Raw genomic sequence first — 24,906 nt, 5'->3', positions numbered from 1 at the left:
AACGCTGGCGTAGACGCCCCCGGGACGCAGGCGCAGGCCCGTGCGGACCGACCGTCCCAGGGGATGCTGTTCACCGAGGACACCCCCGCCCTGGACGAGTCCATCGGCTACCGCGGCCCCACCGTGTGCGGCGCCGCCGGTGTGACCTACCGCCAGCTGGACTACTGGGCGCGCACCGGGTTGCTCGAGCCGTCGGTGCGCAACCCCAGCGGGTCGGGCACCCAGCGGCTCTACAGCTTCCGCGACATCCTCGTGCTCAAGATCATCAAGCGACTGCTCGACACGGGTGTCTCGCTGCAGCAGATCCGGGTCGCGGTCACGGCGCTGAGGGAGCGCGGCGTGCAGGACCTGGCCAAGATCACGTTGATGAGCGACGGGGCCAGCGTCTACGAGTGCACCAGCGACGACGAGGTCATCGACCTGGTCCGAGGTGGTCAGGGTGTCTTCGGCATCGCCGTGGGCAGCGTCTGGCGGGAGGTCGAGGGGCAGCTGGCCCAGCTCCCCAGCGAGCGCGCCGACGAAGGCCTCTCCGAGCACCCCGGGGACGAGCTCTCCGCGCGACGCCGCGCCCGCAAGTCCTCCTGACCGGACCTGGCTGGTAGATTGAGCACTGCCGTCGACGCCGCGTGGGAGAGACCTCACCAGGACCGGTGAGGCGCCGAAGGGGCAATCTCCCCGACAAGCTCTCAGGCGCCCAGGACCTCGCGGATCAGGCAACTCTGGAACGTCGCGTCCGCGCGCCGGACAGAGGGGGAGGGACTGCACCCCTGCCCCCTGCCCGAGGAGAGTCGATGAGCACCACCCACCACGAGGCTGCCGACACGGGGACGGTCGTCACCGACGACGCCGCCCCGCAGGACGCCACCACGCTCGTCGACTTCGTCGGGCGGCACGTCGGCCCGCGCGAGTCCGAGATCGCCACCATGCTGCAGACCCTCGGCCACGAGAGCCTGGAGTCGCTCATCGAGGCAGCCGTCCCGCAGGCGATCCGCTCGCGCACACCGTTGTCGCTGGCCGCGGCCCCCACCGAGCAGGCGGTGATCGCCGAGCTCCGCGCGCTGGCCTCCCGCAACCAGGTCCTCACGCCGATGATCGGGCTGGGCTACTACGGCACCCAGACCCCGCCCGTCGTGCTGCGCAACATCTTGGAGAACCCGGCCTGGTACACCGCCTACACGCCCTACCAGCCCGAGATCTCCCAGGGTCGGCTCGAGGCCCTGCTCAACTTCCAGACGGTGGTCACCGACCTCACCGGCCTCGACATCGCCGGTGCCTCGATGCTCGACGAGGGCACCGCTGCAGCCGAGGCCATGGCGCTGATGCGCCGCACCAGCAAGGTCGCTCAGGACGCCGTCCTGCTCGTCGACGTGCACCTCTTCCCGCAGACCCTGGCCGTCGTGCAGGCCCGCGCCCAGGCCGTCGGCTGGGGCGTCGTGGCGAGCGACCTCACCGCCGTCACCGACGCCACCTCGCTGCGGGTCGCCGCCGGCGACCGCGACGTCTTCGGCGTCATGGTGCAGTACCCGGGCGCGGACGGCCAGATCAGGGACTTCACCGCCCTGTCCGCAGCGGCCCACGAGGCGGGCGCGCTGGTCACGGCCGCCGCCGACCTGCTGGCCCTGACCCTCCTCGCACCCCCTTCCCGTTGGGGTGCCGACGTGGCCGTGGGCACCACGCAGCGCTTCGGTGTGCCGCTCGGCTTCGGAGGTCCCCACGCCGGCTACCTGGCCGTCCGCGCAGGGCTGGAGCGCACGCTGCCCGGACGCCTCGTCGGTGTGAGCGTGGACGCGGACGGCCACCCCGCCTACCGCCTCGCGCTGCAGACGCGGGAGCAGCACATCCGCCGGGAGAAGGCCACGAGCAACATCTGCACCGCGCAGGTGCTGCTGGCCGTCATGGCCTCCATGTATGCCGTGTGGCACGGGCCGGACGGGTTGCGCCGCATCGCCCTGGAGACGCACGCCAAGGCCCGCACCCTGGCCACCGCCCTCACCTCGGCGGGCGTCGAGCTGGGCGCCGACACCTACTTCGACACCCTCACTGTCCGCCTCCCCGGCCGGGCCGCTGACGTGCTCGCCGCCGCCCTCGAGCGCGGGATCAACCTGTGGCAGGTGGACGCGGACACCGTCCTGCTCTCGGTCGACGAGGTCACCACGCTGGCCGACCTGCGCTCCGTCGCCGAGGCCTTCGGGGTGGACGCGCCGGACTCCATCCCCAGCGTGCCGTCTCCCGGCTGGGGCGGCCTGCTCCGTGCCGACGACGAGCCCTACCTCACCCACCCGGTGTTCAGCAGTCACCACAGCGAGACCGCGATGCTGCGCTACATCCGCTCCTTGTCCGACAAGGACTACGCCCTGGACCGCGGGATGATCCCGCTGGGGTCGTGCACGATGAAGCTCAACGCCACGACCGAGATGGAGCCGATCACCTGGCCCGAGTTCGGCGCCCTGCACCCGTTCGCCCCGCACGCGCAGACGGAGGGGACCCGCGAGCTCGTCCGCCAGCTGTCGGAGTGGTTGCTGGAGATCACCGGCTACGACGACATCAGCCTGCAGCCCAACGCCGGCGCCCAGGGAGAGTTTGCGGGCCTGCTGGCCATCCGGCTCTACCACCTGGCCAACGGCGACGACCAGCGCACGGTCTGCCTGATCCCGGCCAGCGCGCACGGAACCAACGCCGCGAGCGCCGTGATGGCCGGCCTTCGGGTCGTCGTGATCAGGAGCACGACGGACGGTGAGATCGACCTCGAGGACCTGAGGGCCAAGATCGACCAGCACCGCGAGCAGCTGGCCGCCATCATGATCACCTACCCCTCGACGCACGGTGTCTACGAGGAGACCATCACCGAGCTCTGCGACCTGGTGCACGAGGCCGGCGGCCAGGTCTACATCGACGGCGCCAACCTCAACGCCCTGCTGGGGATCGCCAAGCCGGGCGAGTTCGGCGGCGACGTGTCGCACCTCAACCTGCACAAGACCTTCACCATCCCGCACGGCGGCGGCGGGCCGGGCGTGGGACCGGTGGCCGTGCGCTCCCACCTGGCCCCCTACCTGCCCAACCACCCCCTGGACACCGAGGCGGGGCCCGAGAGCGGCCCCGGCCCGATCTCCGCAGCCCCCTACGGCTCGGCGGGGATCCTGCCGATCGCCTGGGCCTACATCCGGCTCACCGGTGGCGCGGGCCTGACCCGCTCGGGCCAGGTCGCGGTCCTCAACGCCAACTACGTCGCGGCCCGCCTGCGGGAGCACTACCCGGTGCTCTACACGGGCAAGAACGGACTGGTGGCCCACGAGTGCATCCTCGACCTGCGTGAGCTGACCAAGCAGACCGGGGTCACCGTCGACGACGTCGCCAAGCGGCTCGTCGACTACGGCTTCCACGCCCCGACCATGTCCTTCCCCGTCGCGGGCACCCTCATGGTCGAGCCGACGGAGAGCGAGGACCTCGGTGAGATCGACCGCTTCATCTCGGCCATGATCGCGATCCGCGCCGAGATGGACGAGGCCGCCGCCGCCGGTGTGGAGGACAGCGTCCTGCGCCACGCCCCCCACACCGCACTGTCGCTGGCGGGGGAGTGGGACCACCCCTACGACCGCATGACGGCGGCGTTCCCGCCCGGGGTGGACCCCGCCCGCAAGTACTGGGCCCCCGTGCGGCGCATCGACGGGGCGTACGGCGACCGTCACCTCGTCTGCTCCTGCCCTGCCCCGGAGGCGTTCGAGGACTGACCCGGTATGACGAGGGGCCCCGGGGGACCGACATCCCCGGGGCCCCTCGTCATACCGGGCCCGGGTGTGTTTGGATCATCCCCATGGGCCAAGAGGTCAGTCAGAGCGATTTCACCCGCGAGCAGCGGCTCACCTTCCGCGCCAAGGTGCTCAGCGACCTTGACGTGTTCGAGCGGATGCTCGAGGGGAGCAGGTTCGACTTCACCCGGCCCCTGATGGGACTGGAGATCGAGCTCAACCTCGTCGACGGCGACCGGCTGGCGCCGGCGCTGATCAACCGCGAGGTCCTCACGGACCTCGACGAGGAGGACTTCCAGACCGAGGTCGGCCGCTACAACATCGAGATGAACGTCCCGCCCCGCCCGATGGCCGGCGACCAGGCGGTCCGGCTGGAGCGGTGGCTCTCGCAGTCCCTGCGGCGGGCCGGCGACGCCGCCCGCGGGCACGACGCACGGGTCGCCGCCATCGGCATCGTGCCGACGCTGATGCCCGAGCTCTTCGAGGGCAGCTGGCTGTCCGACGGCATGCGCTACCAGGCGCTCAACGACTCCCTCATCCGCGAGCGCGGCGAGGGCTTCGAGCTGGACATCCACGGCCCCACGGGGGAGCGGGTGAGCAGCTACCACGACACGATCGGGCCGCTGTCCGGCTGCACCTCGGTCCAGCTGCACCAGCAGGTGACGCCGCAGGACTTCCCGTTCTACTGGAACGGCGCCTCGATCATCTCCAGCGTCCAGGTGGCGCTCGGCGCCAACTCGCCCTACCTGTTCGGGAAGCGGCTGTGGGCGGAGAGCCGCATCCCGCTGTTCACCCAGATGACCGACACCCGCTCGATCGAGCTGAAGCACCAGGGCGTGCGGCCCCGCGCCTACTTCGGCAACGGGTGGATCACCTCGATCTTCGACCTCTTCGAGGAGAACGTCCGCTCCTTCCCCGCGCTGCTGCCCGAGACCTCCGACGAGGACCCGGTGCAGGTGCTGGAGTCGGGGGGCGTCCCCTCGCTCAAGGACCTCAAGCTGCACAACGGCACCGTCTGGCGCTGGAACCGGCCCATCTACGACACGATCCAGGGCGTGCCGCACCTGCGCGTCGAGAACCGGGTCCTCCCGGCGGGCCCCACCGTCGTGGACATGGTCGCCAACGCGTGCTTCTACTACGGGCTGCTCGAGGCGGCCACCTCCAGCGGTCGGCCGATCTGGACGAAGATGCCCTTCGCCACGGCCGAGAAGAACTTCATGGACGCGGCCCGCAACGGCATCTCCAGCACGCACACCTGGCCCGGCTTCGGCACCGTTCCCGTCGTCGACCTGGTCTCCAACCACCTCCTCAACGTCGCCGACGACGGGCTGGCCGCGCTCGGTCTTCGGCGCGAGGTGCGCTCGCACTTCCTCTCGGTCATCGAGGGTCGCTGCCAGAACCGCCAGAACGGTGCCAGCTGGCAGATCGAGACGACGGAGACCTTCGAGGCGGCGGGCTACTCCCGCGAGGACGCCTTGCGCGAGATGTTCCGCATCTACATGGACCACAGCGAGGACAACCTCCCGGTGCACAGCTGGCCGGTCCCCACCGTCGAGGCGCTCAAGACCGCCGCCGCCGCGGAGGAGTGAGGGCCGCACGGAGACCGTCGGACCGCCGCTGGCAGACTACGGCCCATGTCCGACGACGCCCACCGCTCCGTGACCCTGACCCGCACCGGGTCCGCCACCTTCGAGGCCCGCAACGTCCGGGGGGGCACCATCCCCGTCGGCAGCGGGGGGGAGGACCCGAGCGCCTTCACCCCCGTCGAGCTGCTGCTCGTCGCCATCGCAGGGTGCTCCGGCATCGACGTCGACCTGCTCACCTCGCGGCTGGCCGAGCCGGAGTCCTTCGAGATCTCGGCCGGAGGAGACAAGGTCCGCGACGGGGACGGGAACCACCTGGGACCGATCACGGTCACGGTCTCGGTGACCTTCCCCGACGGGCAGGCCGGCGACGCGGCGCGCGACCGCCTGCCCGACGCGGTCGCCAAGTCTCGCGACCGCCTGTGCACGGTGTCGCGCACCGTGCAGCTGCCGACCCCGGTCAGCTACGAGGTGAGCGGTCCCGCGTGACCGCCCGCCCAGGATCGTCCGGGTGACGACCACCGGTCCCGGATCGGCCGCGTGCCCACCGCACTGAGGCGCACGCTCGGTCTCTCCGACGCGGTCACGATCGGCCTCGGGTCGATGATCGGCGCGGGGGTCTTCGCCGTCTGGGGCCCCGCCACCGCGGCCGCCGGAGGCTGGGTCCTGCCCGCCCTGGCCGTCGCCGCCGTCGTCGCGGTCTGCAACGCGCTGTCCTCGTCCGCGCTCGCCGTCCGCTACCCCTCCGCCGGCGGCACCTACGTCTACGGCCGCGAACGGCTCGGCGAGGTCTGGGGCTTCCTTGCGGGGTGGTGCTTCGTCGTCGGCAAGACCGCCTCCTGCGCCGCGATGGCGATGACCGTCGGTGCCTACCTGGTGCCGGGGGCCGAACGGGTGGCCGCGGTGACCGCCATCCTCCTCGTCACCGGTCTCAACCTGCTCGGGGTGCGGCGGTCCGTCGGCGCGTCCCGCGCGATCGTCGCCGTCGTCCTCTGCGCCCTGACCGGCGTGCTGGTCGCCGCGCTGTGGCCACGGGCCGGCTCGGGCATGGCGCTGGAGCTCGGTCGGGTGGTCGGGGGCGACGGTGCTCCCGACGCCCACGGGGTGCTCCAGGGTGCTGGACTGCTGTTCTTCGCCTTCGCCGGCTACGCCCGGATCGCCACCCTGGGCGAGGAGGTCCGCGACCCGGTCCGGGTCATCCCACGGGCGGTCGTCGTCGCGCTGGCCGTCGTCCTGGTCCTGTACCTGACGGTGGGCGTGGCGGTGCTCGGCGTGCTCGGTCCCGACGCGGTCGCCGGCTCCGCCGCCCCGGTGGCCGACACGGCGGCCGTCCTGTGGGGCGCCGATCTCGCCTGGGTGGTGCGCGCTGCAGCGGGTCTCGCCGCGCTGGGTGCGCTGCTCAACCTCGTGCTCGGCATCTCCCGCACCGCGATGGCCATGGCGAGGGACGGGAACCTGCCCCGCCGGCTCGCGACGGTCTCGAGGACGGCGGCGGTGCCCCGCACGGCCGAGGTCGCGGTCGGGGCCGTCGTGCTCCTCGTGGTGCTCGTCGCAGACCTGCGCGGAGCGATCGGCTTCTCCAGCTTCGGCGTCCTGCTCTACTACGCGGTCGCGAACGCCGCCGCGTTCACCGTGCGCGACCAGTGGCGCGGGGGCGCGGTGGTCCCGGTCCTGGGCCTGCTGGCCTGCCTGACGCTGGCGGCTGCCCTGCCGTCGTCCTCCGTGATCGGCGGGGGCACCGTGGTCCTACTCGGCCTGGCTGTCCACCTGCTGCGGCGCCACCAGCGGGGCGCTGCCCCCTGACGGGCCCTCGGCCCCCGAGGGCAGGGTCCCGGTGTGCAGGTGCCCGGCGTCGCGCAGCTGCGCCTGCACCGCGTGCGCCCCCTTGATCCCCATCAGCGCGCGCGGGTGGACCGGTTGCCCCGACCGGATCACCGAGATCCGGCCGTTGGGCTCGAGCACCGCGAGCGCCACCTGCGAGGGGTGGCTGACGCCCGCCTGCCGCATCGAGCTCCACAGCACCGGCATGCTGAGCCCGTAGTGGCGCAGGCTCTCGGTGCGCACCTTGCCGTCGACGGCCAGCACCACCGCCCGTGCGCTGGGCGCCGAGGGGCGCAGCTGCGGCAGCGGGAGCCGGCGCAGGCCACGGAAGATGAGCTCGAGGAGGGCGAGCGTGCCGATCGCGATCAGCCCACCGGCGAGCGTAGGGACGTGGCCCATCGTCGTGCGGCCCACGATCGCACCCAGCACCGTGACGACCGCGAGGTCCAGGCTCCGGGGACTGGAGTAGAGGCGCTGCCCCCACAGCCGCAACACCGCCCCGAAGACGAAGTAGATCGTCACGGTGCTGATGACCACGCCCAGGGCCGCCGTCGGGGGGACGCCGAGGTAGTACCACAGGTCTCGCATGACCAGCATGGTCGCAGAGCCGACGGACAATGCGGTGGCGTCCGCTGGGCGCGCCCTCCACACTGGGGGCATGAGCGACCAGGGGACCCTCTCGACCGCAGCGCAGACGGCATACCGGTGGGGCCACCTGCGCCCCGAGGACGTGACGGCCTGGGCGGACCTCGTCAACCACCTGGCCGTCGTCGACCGCACCGAGGAGTCCTACGGCGAGGCCGACCTCCTCGAGGAGCTCGCCTTCCCGGGCTTCGATCCCGCCACGGACAGCGTCGCGGTCTGGGACGGCACCACGATGGTCGCGTTCGCGACGGCACAGGTGCCGCAGACCCCCGACCACGACGGCCACGGACGCGGGTATCTCGAGGGTGGCGTGCGGGAGAACCACCGGGGGAGGGGGATCGGGCGGCGGCTCATGGACCTGGTCGAGCCCCGGGCCGCGGAGCTGGTCACCCAGCGGCACCCGGGCCTGGCGGCCTACCTGCGGGCCGGCGGGGGCCTGGAGGGGTCGTCCGCCTCCGCGATGCTCGCCAGGCGGGGGTATGCCGTCGTCCGCTGGTACAACTTCCTCACCCGCCCGCTGCGGGACAGCCCGGCCGTGCCGGCCCCCGAGGGGGTGGCGCTGGTGTCGCCCGGTCCGGAGCACGAGGCTCCCGCGATGCTGGCCCACAACGCGGCGTTCCGGGACCACTGGGGGTCGGGGCCGATGGCTGCCGAGCCCTGGCACGAGCTCTGGACGGCCAGGGCCTCGCGCCACGACGTGTCGACGCTGGTGCTGTCCCCGGAGGGCGAGGTGATCGCCTACGTCCTCTGCGGGCAGTGGGTCGAGCGCGAGCTCTACGTCAGCATCGTCGGCACCGTTCCCTCGGCGCGGGGGCGCGGCCTGGCCGCCGACGCCCTGAGGCGCACGATCAGCCTCGCGGCGGCGACCGGGGAGTTCGACCTCATCGGGCTCGACGTGGACTCCGAGAGCCTGACCGGGGCGACCCGGCTCTACGAGCGCGTCGGGTTCGACCTCAAGCACCAGACGATGGCCATGCAGCGCGACCTGCCGCTGGACTGAGCCGGCGGCGCGCCACGTAGGGTCGGGTCCGTGAGCGCGACAGGACACCCCCCGGCCGGACACCCGGTGCACAGCACGCTCGTGGGCGACCAGGGACCGGTCGTCGCCTTCTTCCACGGCCTCTTCGGCCGCGGCCGCAACTGGACCTCGATCGCCAGGGCGCTGCGGCCGGACTTCCGGTCGCTGCTGGTCGACATGCCCGACCACGGGTCGTCCGCCTGGAACACCTCGTTCGACTACGCCCGGGCGGCCGAGCAGGTGGCCGAGCACCTGAGCTCCGGGGTCGCGGCCGACGGTCCTGTCCACGTCGTCGGGCACTCGATGGGCGGGAAGATCGCCATGACGATGGCGCTGGCCCACCCCGAGCTGGTCGACCGACTGGTCGTCGTGGACGTCTCGCCGACCGGCACGGGTGAGGTGAGCGAGTTCGAGCACCTCCTGGGCTCGCTGGCCCGGGTCGAGCTGTCCGGTCTGGAGAGCCTCGGCGACGCGGACCGCCAGCTGGCGCGGGACGTGCCCCAGCCCTCGTTGCGCGGTTTCCTGCTGCAGAACCTGCGACGTGACCCGGCCACCCACACCTTCGGCTGGCAGCCCAACCTGCAGATGCTGCGCCGGGACCTCGCCGCGATCACCGGGGACATCCCGCACGAGGGCCGGACCTTCGACGGTCCGGTGCTGTGGATCGGCGGCAGCGGGTCCGACTACATCACCGACGCCCAGGTTCCCGCGATGCGGCAGCTGTTCCCCCAGACGGTGCGGATGACGATCAAGGACGCCACCCACTGGGTGCACTCCCAGCAGCCGGAGGTCTTCAGCGCCGCGGTCCGGCACTTCCTCTCGGGCGAGTGAGGAGGAGGACCACTACAGTGCTGCCATGGCGCGCTTCGTGGACATCCACCCGCACGACCCGCAGGCACGGCTGATCGGCCAGGTCGCGGACGTGCTGCGCGGAGGTGGCCTGGCGGCGTTCCCGACGGACGCCTGCTACACGCTCGGTGCCCGGTTGGGGGACCCCGACGCCAAGCAGCGCATCGTCGACATCCGCCGGCTCGACGACAAGCACCACTTCACGCTGATGTGCTCCGACTTCGCCCAGCTCGGGCAGTTCGTCCAGCTCGACAACGCGGTCTTCCGCGCGGTCAAGGCCGCGACCCCGGGACAGTACACCTTCATCCTCCCCGCCACCAAGGAGGTGCCGCGGAGGCTGCTGCACCCCCGCAAGAAGACCGTGGGGGTGAGGTTGCCGGACCACCCCATCTGTCAGGCGCTGCTGGCCGAGATGGGCGAGCCGCTGCTGACGAGCACCCTGCTTCTGCCGGGCGAGGACGAGCCGCTGAGCATGGGGTGGGAGGTCAAGGAGCGCCTCGACCACCTCGTCGACGTCGTCGTCGACGGCGACCAGACGGGCTGCGAGCCGACCACCGTCGTGGATCTCTCGGACGGCACGGCCGAGATCGTGCGCGTGGGCTCGGGCGACCCGAGCCCGTTCGAGTAGGTCAGCCGACCGGCTCGAAGGTCAGCACCCCGGCGTCACCGGTCAGCTGGCCCGCCACCTGCTGGCCGATGGTCTCCTCGATGTGCGTGCGTCGCTCGACGGTCGGTGCGTCGGTCGTGAAGCGCAGACCGCTGCCGCCGCCACCTGCACCCTGCACGACGGTGATCCGCACCGACCCACCCTCGCGGAAGGGGATCGTGTAGCCGTCCTGCTCCCGCAGCGAACCGCGGTGCAGCTGGGCCTCCTCGATGATCTCGTCCAGCCGCAGCTGCGGCTCGTCGACCGCCAGGAAGGCCGTGCTCCGCTCGTGAGCGCCGAGGGGCACGGCGTCGAACGTGTTCGACATGATTCGACCAACTTCCTTCGTCGTCCGCGGGTGTCGACCAGGGGGCCGACGGTGCGGTGCCCATCATGGCAGGCGCGGGGGCGCTCGGGCTCGCCGGGGCGGCGGGGGGACGAAGGGTCATGGCCACCGAGATGTGCCGCAGGTCGCGCGGAAGGCCGGGTGCAGGGCAGCGGTCGCGGCGCCCTCCTCCGGGGGATCAGTCCGCGCGCACGAGGTGCACCATCACCTCGTGGTGCCCGGTCTGGGGAAACATGTCGAACAGCCGCGCCGACCGCACCCGCAGGGACGGCATGCGACCGAGGTCCCGGACCAGGGACCGCACGTTGCAGCTGGAGTAGACGACCTCGCGCACGCCGGACGACTCCAGCCGGTCGGCGAGGGAGCCGATGCCGCGACGTGGCGGGTTGACGACGACGCAGGCCGGACCCGTCCCCGAGGCCAGGTACGACGTGGCGTCGGCCGCGACGAAGCGCGCGCGGTCCGCGCCGAGCTCCGCCGCGCTCGTCCGAGCGCTGGCGACCGCCTCGGCCGACACCTCCACCCCGAGGACGTCGCGGTCGGGCCTCGCGAGATGGAGTGCGAACCCACCGGCACCGCAGTAGAGGTCCCACACGGAGCCGGACGTCGCGTCCACCCATGCGCAGGCCTGGCGGTAGAGGGCGGCGGCCACCGCGGTGTTGGTCTGGAAGAAGCTCCGGGGCCGCAGGTGCAGGGTGATGCCGTTGACCCGCATCGGCAGGGTCGACGCGGGGGTGAGGACGATCTCCTCCTCGCCCTCCAGGACCGCCTTGTGCTCGGGCTGGAGGTTGACGCTGACCACGCGGGTCCCGGGCAGGCGCGCGGTCAGCTCCGCCACGAGCTCACGCACGCGCGGGAGCTGCCCGGGGGATCGGAGCACGAAGCGGGTCATCAGCTCCCCGTCGGGGGAGTGGGTGACCAGCAGGTGCTTGAGCTCGCCCTGCCGGCCCGGGACGTCGTAGGGCCGCAGGCCGGAGGCGGCGACGAGCTCGGCGAGGACCGGCACCGCCTGTGCCAGACCCGGCTCGTGCAGCCCGCAGTGGCGCAGGTCGACCCCACGTCCCTGGGCGTCGAGGATCCCCAGCGTCGGGGCGCCGCGTCGTCCGCCGACGACCAGCTTGGCCTTGTTGCGGAAGCCTGACTCGGCGCTGGCGAACGGCTCCTCCCACGTGGCGGCGGGGGCCGCGTCCACCAGCGCCCCGGAGACCGCGCGCTGCTTGCCCGCCAGCTGCACGGCATACCCCGTGCCCATGAGGGTGCACGAGCGGCAGGCGCCGGCGTCGAAGTAGGAGCACTCCACGGTCAGGGGCGTCCGCCGGTGCGCATGGCGTCGGCGGACCACCGGCCGGCCCCGGTGAACGCCAGCGGCAGGGCGAGCACCGCGTAGAGCAGGGCGGCCTCGCCCGTGAGTCCGCCGGTCTCGGTGAGCAGCGTGTAGTCGAGCCGAAGGTAGATCATCAGCGCCCAGATCGTGACCATCATCGCGGCGACCAGGAAGGCGGCCGGGCGCGTGAAGAGACCGAGGGCGACGAGCAGGGGCAGGGCCACCTGGCCGAGCATCACCATCCAGGCGAAGAACTCGGGTGCCTGGGCACCGACGACGTTGGAGTCGACGGTCTCCACGAAGGCAGCCATGTCGGTCGCCTTCGCCAGCCCGTGGGGGACGAGGAGGAGCAGCCCCAGCCGGAGCAGGAGGAGCCCGAAGTCGGTGCCCCTGCTGCGGCCGCCCCCCAGGTCATCCTGGTCCTCCCAGCGGTCGTAGACGTCGCGGTGGTAGTCGTCGTGGTCGTCGGGGTCCTCAGGGGTACGGGGTTCGTCGCTGCCGGACGACATGCGGGTTCAGCCCGTGCCGAGCGCCGCGCGCAGGGACCGGGCGTCCCGGGCGAGCAGCTGCTTGTCCCGGGGGCGCTTGCGAGCGAGGTCGAAGTCGTCCGGGCCGGTCGCGGCGAAGACGTGCAGGTGCGCGTGCGGCACCTCGAAGCCCTGCACGATGAGGCCGACCCGCTCGCCTCCGAACGCCTCGAGCTGGGCCCGACCGACGCGGGCCGCCACCTGCATGAGGTGCGCGACCGTGTCACCGTCGAGGTCGACCCAGTGCGCCACCTCGGCCCGCGGCACGACCAGCGCGTGACCTACGGTCAGCGGCTCGATGTCGAGGAAGGCGACGCAGACGTCGTCCGCCCACACCACCTCCGCCGGGATCGAACCGTCGATGATCCGCGTGAAGAGGGTCGTCATGCGCCCAGCCTAGGTCTCGCGCCGGGCCGGACTGCACCCACCACATACGCGTGCGGTTGTCAATGGGTAGAACTACCCATGCCGCAGAGGTGGCCGGGCTGCTAGACCAGCAGCAACCAGCGCGGTCCGTCCACGAAGGCAGGGAGTCTGGAATGAACGACGTACGCACCCGACCGTTGATCCTGGTGCGGGGGTTCGGGGGTCTGGACATCGGCTCCGAGCAGGCCAACGCCTACCAGGGCTTCAACGAGGGGACCGTCTACCCGGGTCGGCGGGGGGACAACTACATCTACGAGGGCTTCCTGCTGCGGGCGCTGAAGTCGACCTCCTACCGCTACACCGACGCCACCAACGTCGTGGGCTACTACTCCAGCGCGGTCACCTCCCCGGGGGGCGACCTGGACGGCTGGGAGGAGACGGAGACCAGTGGCACTGTCGTCATCGACCACCAGGTGGCCCGCCGCGTGCTGCGCGAGGCGGCCGCCGGCACCCTGTGGGTCTACCGCTTCTACGACCTCAGCCCGCGCAGCCTCCAGCGCTACGGCGAGGGTCTCGTGCAGGTTATCGGGCTGATCCGCAAGGCGGTCGAGCGCGACGAGGCCGGCTCCTTCGACGGCGTCGACCTCGTCTGCCACAGCATGGGCGGGCTGGTGATGCGCGAGGCGCTGCTGGCCATGCACAAGGACGCCCCGGGGTCGGCGGCCGAGCTCGTCCACCGCGTCGTCACCCTCGGGACCCCGCACCGGGGGATCGCCTTTCAACGGATGCCGAGGTGGCTCGTCGACTCGTTGCCCGGGGCCAAGGCCGGCTCCGACGAGCTGGAGTCCTTCTCCCCGGAGAGCACGCGGTTCCTGGAGCTGGAGAAGGCCTTCCCGGTCGAGCGGATCCTCACCCTCGTCGGCACCAACTACCGCAGCTACGGCGTGGGTCCGGCGAGCGTGCTCAACCGGCTGTCCTCCCTCTTCGACGAGGGCACGCTGGCGACCAACCGCAGCGACGGGCTCGTCAAGCACTCCGCCGCCCAGCTGCCGGGGGCCCCGCGGACCTTCGTCCACAAGAGCCACGGCGGCCCGGACTCCGTGGTCAACTCCCGGGAGACCTATGAGATCGCCATGCGCTTCCTGCACGGGACGCACAAGGTCAGCCTGTGGCTGGAGGGGGCGAAGATCACCCGCGGCAAGGACTGGTTCGGCAACAGCGAGTTCTACTTCGGCGTCAGCATCAAGCCCCGCTACGTCGACTTCGAGCTGTTCCACCAGAGCGCCGAGGCCGAGAACTGCTACGGCCCGTTCGCCAAGGACGACCTGTCCGACGACCTTCCCGACCTGGCCACCGAGCTGCGCAAGCCGCTGGCCGAGCCGGGGGACCGCACCAGCGGGTGGGCCGGCCCCGACCGACTGGTCTGGGAGGGCTGGGTCGACGCCGGCGCCAAGCCCTCGGACAGCGCCCCCGGTATGGTGTTCCGCCTCGACGTCTACGTGGGGGAGCGGGACGTCAACGGGATCGGGTTCTCGGACAACGTCATCTTCCGCAAGCAGTACTACGTCCAGGCCTTCCCGGGCGTCGACGCCGAGTTCTTCCTGCACACGGGGGAGAAGTACCTGGTGGGACGGAACGCCCGCGGGGTCGAGGAGCTGCGGGAGGTCGCCGCCGCGGAGGCTCACCTGGGGACCAAGGCCTCGGTGCAGCGCCTTCCCGAGATCCGGACCCGCCCCGGCTGGTACCTGGACGTCGACGGGACCGGGTTCTCCGGTCGGATGCGCGTCGCGATCGCCGCCAACCGGCAGGGCTGAGCGCACGAGGCCCCGGCGCGTCGTGCGCCAGGGCCTGGTCGGTGCCAGGGGCGGCGGAGTCCACGGCGTGAGCGTCGTGCGCAGGTCCGCGCATACTTGATCCTCGTGACCGATCCGACGCCCACGCGCCCCGTCCGCCTGGGCCTGCGGGCGAACGCCGCCCAGTTCGCGCTCCTGGTAGCGGTCAACGCGCTCGTCGGGGGCATGGTGGGCCAGCAGCAGACGGTCCTCCCGCTGCTCGCCGAGCAGGAGTTCGGACTCACCGGCTACACGTTCATCTTCACCTACGTGGCGGCCTTCGGGATCACCAAGGCGGTCGCCAACTGGTTCGCCGGGACGCTCTCGGACCGCTGGGGCCGCAAGCCCGTCCTGCTGCTCGGGTGGCTGTTCGCCGTGCCCGTGCCGATCATGCTCATCCTCGCCCCGAGCTGGGGGTGGGTGATCGCCGCCAACGTGCTGCTCGGCATCAACCAGGGCCTGACGTGGTCCACGACCGTCGTCATGAAGATCGACCTGGTCGGTCCCTCGCAGCGCGGCCTGGCGATGGGGCTCAACGAGGCCGCCGGCTACGGCGCTGTGGCCGTGACCTCCCTGTCCGCCGGCTACCTGGCGGAGCAGTACGGCCTGCGTCCGGCGCCCTTCCTGCTCGGGATCGCCTACACCGCGCTGGCGCTGCTCCTGTCCGGGGCGTTCGTGCGGGAGACGCGGGGCCACGCGCACCACGAGGCGGCACGGCACACCCCCCGCTCCGACGGTCTGCACGACCACCTGCACGCCGACCTCACCGACCGTGAGATCGTGGCGCAGACGAGCCTGCGCGAGCCGGCCCTGTCCTCGGCGTGCCAGGCCGGCCTCGTCAACAACCTCAACTTCGGGCTCTCCTGGGGCCTGTTCCCGCTGCTGTTCGCCACGACCGACCTCACCGTCGGGCGGATCGGTCTGCTGTTCGCGCTCTACCCCGGGGTGTGGGGCGCCGGGCAGCTCATCACGGGGGCGCTGTCGGACCGGGTGGGGCGCAAGCACCTGGTGACCACCGGCATGGCCACCCAGTCGGTCGCGCTCGTCCTGATCGCCCTGGGGGACGGCTTCGCCGGCTGGGCGGTCGGCACGGTCCTGCTGGGCGCGGGCACCGCGATGGTCTACCCGACGCTGCTCGCGGTCGTCGGCGACGTGGCGCACCCGGCCTGGCGGGGGAGGGCGGTGGGGGTCTACCGGGTCTGGCGCGACCTGGGCTACGCGGTCGGCGCGGTCCTCGGGGGGCTCGTCGCGGACGCGCTGGGCCTGCAGGCGGCGGTCTGGGCCGCCGCAGCGGTCAGCGCCGTCTCGGCGGTCGCTGTCGCGGTGCGGATGTACGAGACCCACCAGCCGGCCCCGCGCCCCGGCCACGGCTGACCCGCTGGCGGACCCTGGTCGCGCGGTCCCTGCTCTGCCATGCTGGGGGCATGCCGCGCACCACGGGTGGGGCGTCGAGGCGGACCCCACCCTCGCCGATGCCGTCCGAGGTGGCCGAGGACCTCGCCGGGCTGCGCGCCGAGCTGGACCGGGTGGTGCCCGCCAAGGTCGGGGCCAACCTGCTCATCGGCACCTGGAACCTGCGTTCCCTGAGCGGCTACACCGACCGGTGGACGTCCAGGGCCACGGACAGCCCCAAGCGCGACTGGCACTCGATGGCCTGCATCGCCGAGGTCGTGTCCCGGTTCGACGTCACCGCGGTCCAGGAGGCCCGACGTGACACCAGCGCCCTGTTCGCGGTCCTGTCCCTGCTGGGCGAGGACTACCGCGTCGTCGCCTCGGACGTGGCCGAGGGGGACAAGGGCAACGACGAGCGGCTCGCCTACGTCTACGACGCCCGGCGGGTCCAGCCGTCCGGGCTGATCGGTGAGATCGTGCTGCCGGACGACGCGCAGAACGACGTCAAGCAGTTCGCCCGCACGCCCTACGCCGCCGGCTTCGTGCGCAACGAGGTCGAGTTCATCCTCACCACCGTGCACGTCCTGTGGGGCAAGAAGCCGGCCGACCGGCTGCCCGAGCTGACCGCGTTCGCGCGGTGGATGCGGACCTGGGCCGACCGCCCGAGGGACTGGAACCGCAACCTCATGGTCCTGGGGGACTTCAACATCGACCGGCACGGGGACCCGCTGTGGCAGGAGTTCTTCGCCACCGGCCTGTACCCACCGGCGGTCCTTCACGACGTGAGCCGCACCATCTTCGACGACGACCGGGACCGGCACTACTACGACCAGATCTCCTGGTTCAGCCCCACGCTCGCCGACGGCACGACGGAGTCACGCCTGGAGGGCATCCGCTTCGACCAGGTCGGCGGCAACGTCGACTTCGTGCCGCACGTGCTCACCGGCTCGGGGCTGGACCGCACCCAGATGTCCTGGCGCATCAGCGACCACTACCCGCTCTGGCTGGAGTTCACGGTCCCGGGCTGAGCGGCATACCCGCTGGTGGGAGGGGTGGCGTGCCGAGGCGCCAGACCGTTGACGCAGCGGCAAGCGGGGAGGACAGTGTGGGTCATGCGCGCACCCACACGGCCCGCCCTCGGCACTGCAGCCCGCGCCGTCGCTGCGACCCTGGCCGCTCTCCTGCTCTCAGGGTGCGGGAGCGGCGGGGGACCGGCCGGGGACGGCGGGTCCCCGCCGACCGCCTCGACGTCCGCGCCGGAGGTGACCCCCGCGGACCCGACGACCGAGCCCGAGGTCGAACCGCAGCCGGCCGACCCGACGACGGAAGACCTCGAGGCCACCGAGGAGGCCCAGCCTCCGCAGGACGCCGGCGTCGCCGTCGCGCTCGCGGGCCTGCCCGTCGGCGGGTTCCCCGAGGTCTCCGCGGACGACCCCACGCTTCGCTGCGTCCGCGTCAACTGGTCGGGCCCGCCCGACCTGCCGGCCGGGCTCAACCTGGAGGTCACGCGGTTCGACCTCGCGCCGGACGGTGTCTTCCAGGTCGTCGACGGGGGCTGCTCGGGACAGCTTCCCGGCTGTCTGTCCACCCCGGGGGTCCTGGACGACTCCGCCCAGTGCGACGTCGCCGTCCGCCAGGTGTCGCCCAGCGTCGACGGTGTCGGCAGCATCGGGCTGGCGGAGGGGCGGATCACCTGCGAGGCACCAGACGCGTGGCGGTGCGAGGAGTTCGTCCGGCAGCTGGCGACCGCGGGCACGCCTCGTCGGATCGAGTGGGACGACGCGGTCGTGCCGCCGCCCGTCACCGACGTCACCGACGTCACCGACGTCACCGACGCCCCAGACGCCACCGACGCCACGCAGGACGGGTGAGTCCGTGGCCGAACCGACCGTGGCCGACCACGTCAGCCGGTGGCTGGGCATCGGCAGCAGCGTCATCGCCCCCCTGACGCTGCTCACGACCCTGCTCTTCTACTTCGGCTACGTCTCCTCACGGGCCCAGTTCCGCTACTTCGGCATCGATGTCGACACGGTGAGCCTGTCCACGACCGACTACGCGATGCGCAGCCCCGCCGTGCTCCTCGTGCCGTTGCTCGTCCTCGCCCTGGCGGGGATGGCGCTCCTGCTGCTCCACCTGCGCGTGCGACGGCACCCGCCCTCGAGCCGCGCGGTGGGCGTGGGTATGGCGCTCGCGCTCCTGATGGTGGGCGCCGGCCTGGTCCTGCTGCTCGGGTTCGCGTGGTTCGGAGAGTGGCCGCCCTACGCGCTGACGACCCCGTTCCTCATCGGCACGGGCGTCGCGCTGCTGACCTACCTGTTCTGGCTGCCGACGGCGCCGGCCTGGACGTACCGCTCGGAGGACGACCGCGCCCGGTGGGTGCGGCCGGCGGTGAGCGCCCTGGGCGCCGTGGTGGTGGCCACCTGCCTGTTCTGGGCCACCGCGACCCTGGCCGAGTGGACCGGGCGCGGCAACGCCCTGCAGACCGCACGCGACCTGGACCAGCTCCCGCTCGTCATCCTCGACACCACCGAGCGTCTCTATCTGACGGACGGGATCACGCAGGAGAGCGTGCTGCCGGCGGGGGAGGGGGAGCTGTTCCGCTACCGCTACCGCGGTCTGCGGCTGCTGATCCAGGGCGAGGACCGGATGTTCCTCGTGCCTGAACGGTGGTCGCCCAGCAACTCGACGGTGGTGGTCCCGGTCGACGACGGCGTGCGGGTGCAGTTCCGTTTCGTCAACGACGCACCGTGACCACGACCTACCACTGTGGTATGTTGCCGTGATGGATGATGAGCCGCCGTGCAGCACGTGATCCTCGGCCTGCTGCTGTCAGGACCGCTGTCGGCCTACGACCTGCACAGACGCTTCACGGCCGGCATCTCGCTGTTCTACAGCGCCAGCCTCGGCGGGATCCAGCGGGCGCTCGCGCAGCTGCTGGCCGACGGATCGGTCACCGCGTCGAAGGCCGATGACACGAGGCGGGGCAGGACGGCGTACGCCGCGACGGCGCGAGGGCGCGAGGCCTGGCGCGCCTGGATGCTGGAGGAGCAGGTGACGGGCGTCGACCCCGAGACGACGATGCTCGCCAAGGTCTACCTGCTGGGTCTTGCCGACGCACAGGACCGGCCAGAGGTCCTGCAGTCCGTCCGTCGCCGGGCGGCCCGGGACCTCGAGGCCCTCCTCTCCCGGGAGCTGGAGCTTGATGCCCTCGACGACGTGCCGGCCGGGTCGCAGGACGTCTTCGGCCACCAGCGGGCGACCCTCGACTACGGCATCCGGTCCCACCGGCTGGCGCTGACCTGGCTCGACGAGCTCGTCGAGCGCGTCGCGGGGGAGCGGTGAGCTCGACCGCGGCCGCGGTCGCCACCGTCGTGCTGGGGGCGCTCGCCGCCCTGCAGGTGCTCGTGGCGGCAGGGCGACCCCACGGGCGTCTCGTCTGGGGCGGGCAGCACCCCGTCCTCCCGGGGCGCCTCCGGGTGGCGAGCCTCCTCTCGGTGCTCCTGTATGCCGTGTTTGCGGCGGTCCTGCTCGCGCGGGCCGGGATCGTGACGGGCGGGGACGACAGGCTCGTGGTTGTGGCGACGTGGGTGCTGCTCGGCTACTTCGTCCTCGGGACCGGGGTCAACGCAGTCTCGCGCAGCACGCTCGAGCGGCGGACGATGACGCCGGTGTGCGCGGTGCTCGCCCTGGCGACGCTCGTGGTCGCGCTCGACCTGTGATCGGCGACGTGAGGGGGAGGCCGTCATGGAGCTCCACCGGCGTCAAAGACCGGGGCCTGCTCCTCGCCTACTTTACATAATGTGCCTTATCGGCGTTGTATCTGCCGGTCGCCAGCCCGCACCGCGACCCGCCGCGCGCCCCGATGGCTGAGCACGAGCGGCATACCCGCGACCATAGCCACCGTGGCATCCTCACGCCATGGACATCCGCGATCTCCGCCCGCCCGTCGACAACGGACCCTGGCCCACGATCACCCACCACCCGCCGATCAGCTCCGACGGCGTGCGCGGAGCACGCTCGTGGACGGGCCTGACCTACGCCCTCGTGCCCGGCTACCGTCCTCTCGTGCTCGACCTGCACGTCCCCGAGGGCGCCGGGGCCCCCGTGCCGCTGGTGGTCTGGGTCCACGGTGGCGGCTGGGTGGAGGGCGACCGGCGCTACGTCCCGCTGGAGTGGCCCCAGCAGGCGCTGTTCGACAAGCTTGTCGCCGCCGGGGTGGCCGTCGCGACGGTGGACTACCGCCTCCTCGAGGAGGCTCCGTTCCCGGCGTGCGTGCACGACTGCGTGGCCGCGGTCCGCTACCTGCGCCGGTATGCCGGGGAGCTGGGCCTGGACGCCACCCGCGTCGGGGTGTGGGGCGAGTCGGCGGGTGCGCACCTGGCTGCCATGGTCGCCTTCCTGGGCAGCGACCCGCACGCCGACGACAGCCTGCTCGGGCGTGTCGGCGTGGGAGAGGGCGACGTCGGGGTCGACGCCGCGGTCCTCTACTACGGACCCGACACGCTCGGCCGGCTGGTGAGCGACATCGCCGGAGAGGGCGGGGACGGCCTGTCGTGGTTCGGGGACGACGAGAGGGCGGCGGCATGGCCGGGTCCCCCTCCAGCCAGCGCGGCACGTCATACAGGTAGAGCTGCTTGCCCCACTGCAGCCCGGCGAAGGCGCGGCGCGCGACGAGCGCGTCCTCCTCGCTCGTGCCGGCGGGCAGCACGGTGCCGTAGAACTCGTCGCACTCGGCGCGCCGCCGCTCCAGCACCTGGTCGAAGGTGGACTCGGGGTCGGGGCGCCCGCCGACGTCGGTCATCCGCAGCCGCACGGTGACGCTCTCGCCGGGGGCGACCTCCTCGAAGCTCCACCAGAACGCCATCTTGGTGCCGCGCTGACGGGGGTTGCACGCGTCGGCCTGCCCGTGGACGACCGCCCGGTCGATGGAGTCCTTGGGGTAGGGAGTGTGGTCGGCGGGGACGGCGTCGGCACCGAAGATCGCGGCGATGTTGGTCTCGTTCTCGCAGAACAGGGTGCGCGGCGAGCCCTCGGCGCGCACCTCGACGAGGCCCAGCTCGGGGTGCTGCGCCCGGACCGTCACGGTGCCGTCGCCGTCGACCCCGCCGTGGCCGGGTCCCCCCTCGTCGAGCTCCAGCACCGGCCGGCGGTCGCCGAGCCCCCAGCTCCACGTGTTGCGGAACCACAGGTGCGGAAGCAGGTGCAGGGGCGCTGCCTCGGGCCCGTGGTTGGTCGCCGTGATCTCCAGGCAGATGTCGCTCGGGCTCCCCTTGGCGTGCGTCACCCGGACGTCGAAGAACCGGTCCTCGTCGAGGACCCCGGTGTCGGTGAGCTCGTACTCGTCGTCGTCGACGCCGCGCTCGCCGTTGACCCGCACCAGCTCCTCGTAGGGGTAGGCGGCCTGCGGGTAGCGGTAGAGCCAGGAGGCGTAGCTGTGCGTGGGCGTCCCCTCGATCGCCCACCAGTACTCCTTGACGTCCTCCCCGTGGTTGCCCTGCGGGTTGGTCAGCCCGAAGAGCCGTTCCTTGAGCCGGTCGTCGCGCCCGTTCCACAGCGCCAGGCCGAGGTTGAGGTGGCCGTCGACGTCGCACAGCCCCGCCAGCCCGTCCTCGCCCCACCGGTAGGTGCGCAGGTGCGAGTGGTCGAACGGGAGGTAGTCCCAGGCGTTGCCGTCGGCGGAGTAGTCCTCGCGGACCGTGCCCCACTGGCGGGCCGAGACGTAGGGCCCCCAGCGCCGCCAGGCCGCGTGCGCGTCGTCGGAGTCGGCCAGTCGCTCGTGCTCGGCTGTGGTCACGAGCCCAGACTATGACCAGTCTCCCCCGGCCCGGCAGGACCGTACCCGCTGCGGCGCAGCCACGTTCTCTGCCAGGCTGTGCGGATGGGCAGGCAGCCATCGACGGTCGACCAGGGCGAAGGGCTCTACTCACTCGACGAGGCGGTCGCCGCCCTCGCCGGGTGGAAGATCGGGCCGGTGCGGGCGTGGCTGGAGGACCAGCTCCGAGTCGCACATCCGGGCTGCGCCGCCGACCTGGCAGCGCTGGAGGCGAGCGCGTGGTGGAACGACGGGCTCGACCACGAGGTCGACCTCCCCGGGGCCGTGGAGCGGCTGTGGGGCGCGGCCGTGGACGACGACGACGCCGCCGCGACCCTCGTGCTGTTCGTCAGGTTCGCCTCCATGCTCGCGTGGGAGCAGGAGTGGGAGGTCGACGGCATCAGCACGGTCGTCGACATGGTGACCGGGCTCGTAGCGGCGGATGCCCGGCACGACGTCCGGTCCGCTCTGCAGCTCCTGTCCTTCCTCCTGGAGGAGTTCCGCGTCGAGTCCGCGTCGCTGGGCGGCACGCTGAAGGACTGGTCGTGCGCGGCCCGGGATGCCGCCGCCGAGGCGGCCGTCGTCCAGGACGAGGTCGGGCGAGGTCCTCGCAGCACCGTCCGCGACTACGTCCTCACCGAGATCGGTCGGGAGGTGGACTACTACGGGGCCGTGGCCGCGGCAGCGGGGGCCGTGGACGGCCTCCCTTCCGACGGCGGGGTGGGCCTGACCGCCGCCGTGGACCGTCTGCTGCGGGTCGAGGCGCACGAAGACCCGATCGACCGGTCGGAGCTGCGGGCCCACCGGCTCGGCCTGGAGGCGCTGCAGGACGCTGTCCACCGGCCCTGGCTGCGACTGTCCAGCGGACGCCTGTCGGTGCTCTACCCGTTCGCGCTCCGGGGGCTGTCCCCGGCCGCGGTCATCGAGCGGTCGTCGAACGCCGACGGCTGGTGGCTCGGCGGCGCCCCCGTGGTCTCCCGACGACCCAGCCTGCCCATCAACGACATGTGGCGCACCGACGACCCCCTCGGCCGGGGGTTCCGGGGCGTCGCGCTGAGACTCCCCGAGGTTCTCCTCACGGACGCGCACGGCAAGGAGAGACTCGAGCTGCACCCCGAGGTGTGGCTCAGCGAGCTGGGCAACCATCTGCTGCGCCTGGACGCACGACTGGTCGACGCGACCCCCCTCGACCTGGAGCACGTGCTGCGGGTGCTGGGACCCGAGGGGGCTGAGCTCGACCTGCCGGCGCACAGGCTGCGGTCGATCCTGCCATCGCCGGACGACCGCCACTGGGCCACGCTGGCCGCCTACGCCGAGGCCGTCCTGGTGGATCTCGCGGCGGAGCTGTCCGGCGACCCGGACGGGGGCGACGCGCTCACCTTCTTCCCCTCGCTGGTCACCACCGTCCTGGTGGTCGACCAGGCCGAGTCGTGGGTGCCCGCCACGGGTCACCGGGCGCCGGTCGAGGACGGGGCCGAGCTGAGGAGCCTGGTCGGTGCCCAGATCCTCACCCAGCCCGTGGGGATCGTCACCTCCATCGGGCAGTGGATCCTGACGGCACCCGGTCCGGTCGTCGAGGACGTCACCGGGACCGGGCGGGGTTCCTGGATCGCGCGGACGGAGAACACCGCGACCGTCGTCGCCTTCGAGTACCCCTCCTACGCCCTGGACATGCTGACCGACTGCGTCATCTTCACGGCCTCCCTGACCGGTCTGTTCGCCGGCTGGAACCACGACCTCTCCGCGTTCAACGACGAGCTGGCCGAGCACCTCGGCACGATCAACGTGCGGCTCGAGTCCGAGGAGACCGCACCCACCTCCGAGGAGATCCGGGTCGTGGAGCAGGAGCTCGAACGCCGTCAGCTCCTCCTGCACGACATGGTGGCCCGGTGCCGGTCGGTGATCATGTTCGTCGAGGCGCCGACGCTCCTGGGGTCCCCCATCATGCGCTCGCTCGTCGACCGGTTGCTCGCCGGCTCGCAGTACGAGCGCATGGTCAAGGGGTTCAACGACTCGGCGTCCGCCCTGGCCGCCGGCCGCATGGAGTCCGTGCTGGCCAAGGTGCGCGTCCAGCTGGAGACGCTGGAGCAGGAGGAGGCCACCCGTCGGGAGCGGAAGGTACGGATCGTCACCGAGGCTCTGCTGGCAGGCGTCGCGGTCGCCGGCATCTCAGGAGTGGCCAGCCTCATCCAGGCCGGCTATGACATGGGGCCGGTGGCGACGGTGCTCATGGTCTCGTTCGTGCTCACCCTCTCGGTCCTCATCGCACTGGTGGTCTGGTTGTCGAACCGGCGAGAATGAGGACATGATCACCGCCGTCTCGGACGTGCCGACGCTGACGCGTGTGCACCACGACCTCCTGGTCCCCTCCTTCCCACGAGAAGAGAGGGGCACGCTCGAGGAACTGGTGGCAGGCACTCGCGACGGCAGCCTGCACGTGTGGGTCGCGCACTCCCCCGGACCCTCGGTCCCACCGAGCGGCGGGACGCCCGGACCGCCTGCCGCGGACGACGACCTGGCCGGCGTCGCCGTCGTGTGCACCTGGCCACAGGCCCCGCACGCGGCGCTGCTCGGGTGGCTGGCCGTGGGTGGGCGGGAGCGTTCGCGCGGGGTCGGCGCGGCTCTCCTGAGCCACGTGCTGCGGCAGTTCGAGGACAGCATGATGCTGGCCGAGATCGAGCCTGCGGACGGACCGATAGGCGACCCCGTCCATGGGGACCCGCGAGCACGCGTCCGCTTCTACCACCGGCACGGGGCGCGCCGGCTCGCCCTTCCCTACTGGCAGCCGGCGACCGGACCTGGCACAGGCCCGGTGCAGCTCGACCTCGTGGTCCTCCCCGCCCCGGGCCAGCGCCCGCCCGACCGGGTGCCGGCCGGGCCGGTGCGCGAGCTGCTCGAGGCCTATGCCCTCGCCGAGCTCCCCGACCCGCTGGCGGGCCCTCTCGAGGCAGCAAGCCGCGGGCCGCACATCAGCACCGAGCCCCTCATGTCCTGACCGC

The 24,906-nt window shown here is 72.2% G+C and carries 23 protein-coding genes and 1 riboswitch; of the genes, 18 read left to right on the top strand and 5 right to left on the bottom strand.

Annotated features, from left to right (window positions below; genetic code table 11):
* Positions 1 to 63: 63 nt before the first annotated feature.
* The 5 genes from ACI3ET_RS04295 to ACI3ET_RS04275 all read left to right on the top strand — a co-directional run bounded on the left by ACI3ET_RS04295 (position 64) and on the right by ACI3ET_RS04275 (position 7,132).
* Positions 64 to 585 carry a MerR family transcriptional regulator gene (locus ACI3ET_RS04295; protein WP_405031761.1) on the top strand — a complete coding sequence of 174 codons (522 nt, stop codon included), beginning with the start codon at positions 64 to 66 and terminating at the stop codon, positions 583 to 585.
* A 32-nt stretch (positions 586 to 617) separates the two neighbouring features.
* A riboswitch (glycine riboswitch) is annotated at positions 618 to 713 on the top strand.
* Between the two features lie 78 nt (positions 714 to 791).
* Positions 792 to 3,728, top strand: a complete 2,937-nt coding sequence (gene gcvP, locus ACI3ET_RS04290; protein WP_405031724.1) for an aminomethyl-transferring glycine dehydrogenase — start codon at positions 792 to 794, stop codon at positions 3,726 to 3,728.
* An 83-nt stretch (positions 3,729 to 3,811) separates the two neighbouring features.
* A complete protein-coding gene (locus tag ACI3ET_RS04285) occupies positions 3,812 to 5,335 on the top strand; it encodes a glutamate--cysteine ligase (protein ID WP_405031723.1) in 1,524 nt (507 codons plus the stop codon).
* Positions 5,336 to 5,380: 45 nt separating this feature from the next.
* The gene (locus ACI3ET_RS04280; protein ID WP_405031722.1) at positions 5,381 to 5,818 is read left to right on the top strand and encodes an OsmC family protein; all 438 of its coding nucleotides are present in this window, start codon (positions 5,381 to 5,383) and stop codon (positions 5,816 to 5,818) included.
* 51 nt (positions 5,819 to 5,869) lie between these two features.
* Positions 5,870 to 7,132 (top strand): APC family permease, encoded by a 1,263-nt coding sequence (locus ACI3ET_RS04275; protein WP_405031721.1) that lies wholly within the window; start codon positions 5,870 to 5,872, stop codon positions 7,130 to 7,132.
* On the opposite strand, the gene ACI3ET_RS04270 is transcribed toward ACI3ET_RS04275, so the two are convergent.
* Positions 7,076 to 7,738 (bottom strand): DUF421 domain-containing protein, encoded by a 663-nt coding sequence (locus tag ACI3ET_RS04270; protein ID WP_405031720.1) that lies wholly within the window; start codon positions 7,736 to 7,738, stop codon positions 7,076 to 7,078. The two genes, ACI3ET_RS04275 and ACI3ET_RS04270, sit on opposite strands and share 57 nt — an antisense overlap.
* 70 nt (positions 7,739 to 7,808) lie before the next feature.
* Between ACI3ET_RS04270 and ACI3ET_RS04265 the strand changes: the two genes are divergently transcribed.
* Genes ACI3ET_RS04265 through ACI3ET_RS04255 form a run of 3 tightly spaced genes read left to right on the top strand, consistent with a single transcriptional unit; the run spans position 7,809 to position 10,290 of the window.
* Positions 7,809 to 8,795 carry a GNAT family N-acetyltransferase gene (locus ACI3ET_RS04265; RefSeq protein ID WP_405031719.1) on the top strand — a complete coding sequence of 329 codons (987 nt, stop codon included), beginning with the start codon at positions 7,809 to 7,811 and terminating at the stop codon, positions 8,793 to 8,795.
* 30 nt (positions 8,796 to 8,825) lie between these two features.
* Positions 8,826 to 9,644 carry an alpha/beta fold hydrolase gene (locus tag ACI3ET_RS04260; RefSeq protein WP_405031718.1) on the top strand — a complete coding sequence of 273 codons (819 nt, stop codon included), beginning with the start codon at positions 8,826 to 8,828 and terminating at the stop codon, positions 9,642 to 9,644.
* A gap of 25 nt (positions 9,645 to 9,669) precedes the next feature.
* Positions 9,670 to 10,290, top strand: coding sequence for an L-threonylcarbamoyladenylate synthase (locus ACI3ET_RS04255; RefSeq protein WP_405031717.1), 621 nt, complete (start codon positions 9,670 to 9,672; stop codon positions 10,288 to 10,290).
* A 1-nt stretch (position 10,291) separates the two neighbouring features.
* Here ACI3ET_RS04255 and ACI3ET_RS04250 read toward each other — a convergent pair whose 3' ends face one another.
* The 4 genes from ACI3ET_RS04250 to ACI3ET_RS04235 form a co-directional block, all read right to left on the bottom strand.
* Entirely contained in the window at positions 10,292 to 10,636 is a 345-nt protein-coding gene (locus ACI3ET_RS04250; RefSeq protein ID WP_405031716.1) for a hypothetical protein, read from the bottom strand.
* A 196-nt stretch (positions 10,637 to 10,832) separates the two neighbouring features.
* Entirely contained in the window at positions 10,833 to 11,954 is a 1,122-nt protein-coding gene (locus ACI3ET_RS04245) for a methyltransferase domain-containing protein (protein ID WP_405031715.1), read from the bottom strand.
* Positions 11,955 to 11,956: 2 nt separating this feature from the next.
* Positions 11,957 to 12,487, bottom strand: coding sequence for a DoxX family protein (locus tag ACI3ET_RS04240; RefSeq protein WP_405031714.1), 531 nt, complete (start codon positions 12,485 to 12,487; stop codon positions 11,957 to 11,959).
* Between the two features lie 6 nt (positions 12,488 to 12,493).
* Complete coding sequence (locus tag ACI3ET_RS04235; RefSeq protein WP_405031713.1) at positions 12,494 to 12,892, bottom strand: HIT family protein; 399 nt, start codon at positions 12,890 to 12,892, stop codon at positions 12,494 to 12,496.
* Between the two features lie 152 nt (positions 12,893 to 13,044).
* Here ACI3ET_RS04235 and ACI3ET_RS04230 point away from each other — a divergent pair, with 152 nt between their 5' ends.
* The 10 genes from ACI3ET_RS04230 (at position 13,045) to ACI3ET_RS04185 (ending at position 24,902) form a co-directional block, all read left to right on the top strand.
* A complete protein-coding gene (locus tag ACI3ET_RS04230; protein WP_405031712.1) occupies positions 13,045 to 14,685 on the top strand; it encodes an esterase/lipase family protein in 1,641 nt (546 codons plus the stop codon).
* A 105-nt stretch (positions 14,686 to 14,790) separates the two neighbouring features.
* Positions 14,791 to 16,077, top strand: coding sequence for an MFS transporter (locus ACI3ET_RS04225; RefSeq protein WP_405031711.1), 1,287 nt, complete (start codon positions 14,791 to 14,793; stop codon positions 16,075 to 16,077).
* Positions 16,078 to 16,175: 98 nt separating this feature from the next.
* Positions 16,176 to 17,123, top strand: a complete 948-nt coding sequence (locus tag ACI3ET_RS04220) for an endonuclease/exonuclease/phosphatase family protein (RefSeq protein WP_405031710.1) — start codon at positions 16,176 to 16,178, stop codon at positions 17,121 to 17,123.
* 84 nt (positions 17,124 to 17,207) lie between these two features.
* Positions 17,208 to 17,966 carry a hypothetical protein gene (locus ACI3ET_RS04215; protein WP_405031709.1) on the top strand — a complete coding sequence of 253 codons (759 nt, stop codon included), beginning with the start codon at positions 17,208 to 17,210 and terminating at the stop codon, positions 17,964 to 17,966.
* 4 nt (positions 17,967 to 17,970) lie between these two features.
* Entirely contained in the window at positions 17,971 to 18,846 is an 876-nt protein-coding gene (locus tag ACI3ET_RS04210; protein WP_405031708.1) for a hypothetical protein, read from the top strand.
* 48 nt (positions 18,847 to 18,894) lie between these two features.
* Positions 18,895 to 19,437, top strand: coding sequence for a hypothetical protein (locus ACI3ET_RS04205; protein ID WP_405031707.1), 543 nt, complete (start codon positions 18,895 to 18,897; stop codon positions 19,435 to 19,437).
* Positions 19,434 to 19,814, top strand: a complete 381-nt coding sequence (locus ACI3ET_RS04200) for a hypothetical protein (protein WP_405031706.1) — start codon at positions 19,434 to 19,436, stop codon at positions 19,812 to 19,814. Before ACI3ET_RS04205 ends, ACI3ET_RS04200 begins: the two co-directional genes overlap by 4 nt.
* 199 nt (positions 19,815 to 20,013) lie before the next feature.
* Positions 20,014 to 20,913, top strand: a complete 900-nt coding sequence (locus ACI3ET_RS04195; protein WP_405031705.1) for an alpha/beta hydrolase fold domain-containing protein — start codon at positions 20,014 to 20,016, stop codon at positions 20,911 to 20,913.
* 1,060 nt (positions 20,914 to 21,973) lie between these two features.
* Entirely contained in the window at positions 21,974 to 24,208 is a 2,235-nt protein-coding gene (locus ACI3ET_RS04190) for a hypothetical protein (protein ID WP_405031704.1), read from the top strand.
* Positions 24,209 to 24,212: 4 nt separating this feature from the next.
* Positions 24,213 to 24,902 carry a GNAT family N-acetyltransferase gene (locus tag ACI3ET_RS04185; RefSeq protein ID WP_405031703.1) on the top strand — a complete coding sequence of 230 codons (690 nt, stop codon included), beginning with the start codon at positions 24,213 to 24,215 and terminating at the stop codon, positions 24,900 to 24,902.
* The last annotated feature ends 4 nt before the right edge of the window (positions 24,903 to 24,906 follow it).

Source organism: Ornithinimicrobium jinqii, from assembly GCF_045032595.1.
Taxonomy (GTDB): domain Bacteria; phylum Actinomycetota; class Actinomycetes; order Actinomycetales; family Dermatophilaceae; genus Ornithinicoccus.
Note: the sequence above shows the minus strand (reverse complement) of the source record. Positions and strands in the feature narration are given on the sequence as shown.